Below are 5,338 nucleotides of genomic sequence, written 5' to 3' on the forward strand. Positions count from 1 at the left end.
AACTCGGACGTGAAACGCATCAGCGGCGAACCTACTGGCAGGGCGACCTGCTGGCAACCTAGCTCGGTGCCAGGCCCACCACCCTAACCCAATCAGTAGGGGAGTATCTTGATCAAGTGATAGTGGTTGAGAGCTAGTTTTTGTTCATAGCTCCTCTCTCTTTATAAGAGAGGAGCTCAGGTTTTGCATAAGGTTTCACCTGTCAGTTCAACAGGCTAGATCCCATCCCAAACATTCCTGCATCACCTGGCCCAATAGGTACAGGGATCCGCAGATTACAGCTGGTGGCTCAGTGAGGTTTTTCGGCTTGAGCAACTGAGCCCGAAGAGCGGAGAGATTGGGCAGTGCCCGTGCCGAGGCGAGATGAGGCTGCAGAGTCTGGGCTAGCTGAGCAAGTTGCTCGGGATCCGTCCCAGAGTGGCCAGCAATTGGCAGAGCGAAAAAGCAATCTCCTGGTCGCAGCAGGGTGCTGAGAATGCCCTGGACATCTTTGGTGGTGAGGATGCCCACATACCAGGTGAGGGGGCCGGGTTGATGCTCATCCAGATAGCGACGGAGAGCCTGGGCAGCGGGCAAGTTGTGGGCTCCGTCCATCAGCAACTGACGGGATCCAATCTGCACCCGCTGTAAGCGCCCCGGCCAACGGGTGATGGCAAATCCTTTTTCGACAGCGGCATCCGGGATCCGCCAGCCCTGTTGCTGTAGGGTTTCCACAACGGCAAGGGCTACTGCTGCATTGGTGAGTTGTACATCGCCGCTGAGGGGCAAGGTGAGGAGCTGCCCTCGCCAGTGGACGGTTTGAGGCTCTGACCATCGCAGAGGTTCGACCATCTTCAGGGGGCTTCGCAATTGCTCTGCCTTGGCTCGGATAACTGCTGTGACCTCTGGGGTTTGGGGTGCGCACACTGCCGGGATCCCTGGCTTGAGAATACCCGCCTTTTCAGAGGCAATTTGGGGAAGGCTGTTGCCCAAGCGCTGCCAATGATCCCAGCCGATGGAGGTGATAGCCGTTACCACTGGCTCGATCCCAGCATTGGTAGCATCCAGCCGCCCCCCCAGGCCCACTTCTATCACTGCCACATCCACCTTTTGCCGGCGGAAGTACAGCCAAGCGGCAGCGGTGATAACCTCAAACTGGGTGGGAGAAGCCTCGTCAGGGGCATAGGTTTGTAGGCAGTCTCGCACCTGGGCCAGCGCTTGGCTCCAGTCGTTGGCGGAAATGTATTCCCCGTTCAGCCAAATCCGTTCCCGCCAGTCCACCAAATGGGGAGAGGTGTAGCGGCCCACACGATAGCCTGCCGCCCACAACACGTGGCTGACCCAGGCACAGACAGATCCTTTGCCGTTGGTGCCGGCTACGTGGATAGCCGGGATCCCAGCTTGGGGCTGTCCTAGACGCTGCAGCAAGACTTGCATGCGTTCCAGACTGAGATCCACACCAAAATGGCCCAGGGACTCCAGAAAGGCCGGCCAATCCCAGTCTGGGATCTGGGACAGGGTTAGGGACAAGTTGCTCTGGTTCAAGCAAAGACTCCGTCTTGCCAGGGTAGGTGAGATTTGGGATTTTTTCTAGGGATCAACAATTCTAGAGGTTCACTACAAAAGCGTCACGGATGCCCGGCTGCTTGAGCACCTCTTCCAGGATCCCATCCGGCAGGGGATCGTCCAAGCTGAGCACCATGACTGCATCGCCGCGGATGATCTTGCGCCCCACCTGCATGCTGGCGATGTTGACATTGTAGGCTCCCAGCAGGGTGCCAATCCGTCCGATGATTCCCGGCATATCCCGGTGCAGGGTCATCAGCATGTTGGCGGAAGGGGGCACATTCACCGGGAACTCGTCGATCTGGGTAATCCGCACCTCTCGCTCCCCAATCAACGCCCCCGAAACCGAGCGGATCCCATTGGGGCCGTGGGCAATCAACGTCAGGGATCCGGAATAATCTTTCAAAGAGGGATCTCGAGTTTCCACCACCCGGATGCCCCGTTCTTTGGCCTCAATGGAGGCGTTGACGTAGTTGACCCGCTCCCGCAGCGCCAGCGTCAAAAGCCCTTTGAGGGCGGCAATGACGATCGGCTGCCCATCTTTTTCCGCCAGATCTCCCTGCAGGCGGATCTCCAACTGGTTGACGCGATCCCCCGCCAATTGGCCAACCAAGTTGCCCAGGGTTTCGGCCAAGTCCAGGTAGGGTCTGAGGTTTTGCAGCACCTCTGCCTGTAAGCCGGGGATGTTCACAGCAGAGCGGGCCGGCAGCCCCAGCAACACATCGCGGATCTGCTCGGCCACATCGATGGCCACGTTCACCTGGGCTTCTTCGGTGGAGGCCCCCAAGTGGGGAGTGAGCAGGACTTCCTTGCCCAGAGAAAACAGCGGAGAGTCCTTCAGGGGCTCGTTGGCAAATACATCCAAAGCCGCTCCGGCAATTTGACCGGATTTCAGGGCTTCGTACAGGGCTTGTTCATCCACCAAACCGCCACGGGCGCAGTTGATCAGGCGGGCAGTCGGCTTCATCATGCGGAAGGTTTCGGCGTTGAACAGGTTGGTGGTTTCAGGGGTTTTGGGAATGTGCAAGGTGATGTAGTCGGATTCCTGGACCAAAGTTGTGAAGTCCACCAAGCGTACCCCCAGTTGCTCGGCCCGCTCCACGGACAGATAGGGGTCATAGGCCAGCAGCTTCATCCCCATCGCCTTGGCAATCTGGGCCACATGGGATCCAATCCGACCCAATCCGACAATCCCCAGCGTTTTTTTGTAGACTTCTACGCCGACAAACTCTTGCCGATTCCACAGGCCCGACTTCAGAGAGGCATTGGCATCGGGTATGTGGCGGGAGAGGGCCATCATCAAGGCAATGGCGTGCTCGGCAGCGGCAATGGTGTTGCCCTCTGGGGAGTTGACCACCAGGATCCCGGCTTTGGTTGCGGCGGGCACATCGATGTTGTCAACGCCAACGCCCGCCCGCCCGATGATTTTTAAGTTCGTCCCCGCCTCGATTACCTCTCGGGTAACCCGTGTACCGGAGCGCACCATGATGGCATCGTAGTTGGGGATGACCGCGATCAACTGCTCTGGGGTGAGCTGGGTTTGCACATCCACCTGAGCGACTTGGGAGAGAATGTCGATCCCCGCCTGATCGATGGGATCTGTGACGATGACTCTGGGCATAAGCGGCGTTAGTCCAGTGGGATGGAGGGCAACAGAAGTAGGGGAACAGATTACCCAAAAAATTGGGTCTAAAGCTCCGTCCTACCGCTACGCAGTTCGCCTTGGCCTCAGGAAGCTGCAGGAGGGCTTTAATGCTATGGTCATCCTTAGCGGCAGGGTAGTCAACCGCTCTGTTCAAGCAAGCGGGCTATAGGCCTTAAGCCCAGCAGTGCGAAGGCCAACGAAGACACGCTGTGAATATTCTGGTCGTCAATGCCGGTTCCAGCAGCCTCAAATCCTCCCTATTTCTGACGGTTGAGGGAAGGGTGGAGGCCACGCCCATCTGGCAAGCCCAGGTGGATTTCACCTACAAGCCGGGGGAGGCCCTCATCCAGACTCGTCGGCGAGGCGGTGGGTGGGAATCTTTTCCCTCCGCTTCACCTGAGGGAGGGATCGACCAACTGGCCCCGCTGTTTCAAAGCCTCTGGCAAGGGGAGGGATCCCTGCTCCCGCAGGCGGCTGAGATCGGCGGCGTCGGCCATCGGGTGGTGCATGGGGGATCCCTGTACCGGCAGCCCACCTTAATTACGCCAGAGGTGGAGAGGGCGATTGAGCAATTGATCCCCTTGGCCCCAGCCCACAACCCTGCCGCGCTAGCCGGCATTCGTCTGCTGAGTCAACTGTTGCCGGGGATCCCTCAGGTGGCCGTTTTCGACACCGCCTTCCACCAGCAAATGCCTCTGGCCGCAGCCCTTTACCCCCTTCCCTACGCTTGGGCTGAACAAGGGATCCGCCGCTACGGGTTTCATGGCATCAACCACGAGCATTGCGCCCGTCGCGCTGCTGAGATCTTGAACCGACCCCTGGAGGAGTTGCGGCTGATCACTTGTCACCTGGGCAACGGCTGCTCGTTGGCGGCCATTCGCGGGGGCAGAAGCGTGGATACCACCATGGGCTATACCCCCCTGGAGGGCTTGATGATGGGATCCCGGTCGGGGTCAGTGGATCCGGGCATTTTGATCCATCAGTTGCGCCAGGGCATGAGTGTGGATGAACTGGATCGGATCTTGAACCGAGAATCGGGGTTGAAGGGCGTTTCCGGCCTGAGCAGCGATATGCGGGTTGTGTTGGAGGCAATGGAGGCAGGCCATGCCCGGGCGGAGCTGGCTTTCGATCTGTTTGTCCACCGTCTGCGCAGCCAGATTGGGGCAATGCTCATGAGCTTAGATCGGCTGGATGCGCTGGTGTTTTCTGGGGGGATTGGGGAAAACTCAGCACCGGTGCGGGCGGCAGCCTGTGCAGATCTGGGTTTTTTAGGGATCCAGATCGACCCGGTTTTGAATGCCGGATCCCCCCGCAACTGCGATATCAGCACCTGCGATGCTCCGGTGCGGGTTCTGGTGATCTCAGCCCAAGAGGACTGGGCCATTGCCACAGCTTGCCAAAGCCTTTTGCAAGGGGAATAAGCGAAGGATCCCAGGCCGCTGCTTGCCAGGTTCTCTCCTTTCTGCCCACTGGCTTGGTGAAGATCAACCTCGGACAATAAGCTCAAGAAAGAAGGTCTTTTGAGACTCCTTTGGGATCTTTTGGGGATGGAGAAGAGATGATGCAGCGGATACATGAACGGATCCCAGTGCTGGTGCTGCTGAGCAGCGCTCTGGTGGGGTGTGGGGGCACGACCGGCAGCAGCGATCTTCTGCCCCTGCCGCCTCCCATACCTGCTCCATCCCTCACCATTACTGATCTCTCTCCGCGCACCGTCTTGGTGGGGCAAACTCCAACCTTTGTGGTGTCTTTCCGGGTAGAGGCCCCTGCCGGGATCCGGGGTTCCAACGCCTTTTTGGCTTCCGTCACCACCCCACTGGGCAATTTCGTAACCCTGGGAGCTTTTGATGCTGCTCAGTTGCCCGGCTGCTTCGTTGGGGCGACCACCTGCACCGTTACAGGGCTGACCCTGACCCAGAATCGCTTTACCCTCACTCAAACGGGATCCCATCAGCTCACCATCAGTGTGTTCGATCGGCAGGAGCGGCTGGGCAGCGGCAGTTTCCCATTTACCGGAGTGCTTTGAAAACGGTTTGGATAAAGACACAGAGGATACTAGGTCGTGTTGATCTTATGTTAGGATAGAGAGAATAATTTATAGAGGAAAGAGGATGAAGTTGGTTTTTTTAGATGAAAACAAATGGCAGA

The 5,338-nt window shown here is 58.3% G+C and carries 4 protein-coding genes; 2 read left to right on the forward strand and 2 right to left on the reverse strand.

The window, feature by feature from the left end; translation table 11 throughout:
* Positions 1 to 207: 207 nt before the first annotated feature.
* Positions 208 to 1,509, reverse strand: coding sequence for a bifunctional folylpolyglutamate synthase/dihydrofolate synthase (locus ACVWXZ_RS14130; RefSeq protein ID WP_457403182.1), 1,302 nt, complete (start codon positions 1,507 to 1,509; stop codon positions 208 to 210).
* Between the two features lie 76 nt (positions 1,510 to 1,585).
* A complete protein-coding gene (serA, locus tag ACVWXZ_RS14135) occupies positions 1,586 to 3,166 on the reverse strand; it encodes a phosphoglycerate dehydrogenase (RefSeq protein WP_011433001.1) in 1,581 nt (526 codons plus the stop codon).
* 233 nt (positions 3,167 to 3,399) lie between these two features.
* Between serA and ACVWXZ_RS14140 the strand changes: the two genes are divergently transcribed.
* Positions 3,400 to 4,611 carry an acetate kinase gene (locus ACVWXZ_RS14140; RefSeq protein ID WP_457482660.1) on the forward strand — a complete coding sequence of 404 codons (1,212 nt, stop codon included), beginning with the start codon at positions 3,400 to 3,402 and terminating at the stop codon, positions 4,609 to 4,611.
* A 137-nt stretch (positions 4,612 to 4,748) separates the two neighbouring features.
* Entirely contained in the window at positions 4,749 to 5,216 is a 468-nt protein-coding gene (locus tag ACVWXZ_RS14145) for a hypothetical protein (protein ID WP_414422246.1), read from the forward strand.
* Positions 5,217 to 5,338 lie beyond the last annotated feature (122 nt).

Source organism: Thermostichus sp. MS-CIW-38, assembly GCF_054058415.1.

Coding starts and splice junctions, on each gene's coding strand:
- serA (WP_011433001.1), bottom strand. CDS start 3,166: ATGCCCAGAGTCATCGTCACAGATCCCATCGATCAGGCGGGGATCGAC.
- ACVWXZ_RS14145 (WP_414422246.1), top strand. CDS start 4,749: ATGATGCAGCGGATACATGAACGGATCCCAGTGCTGGTGCTGCTGAGC.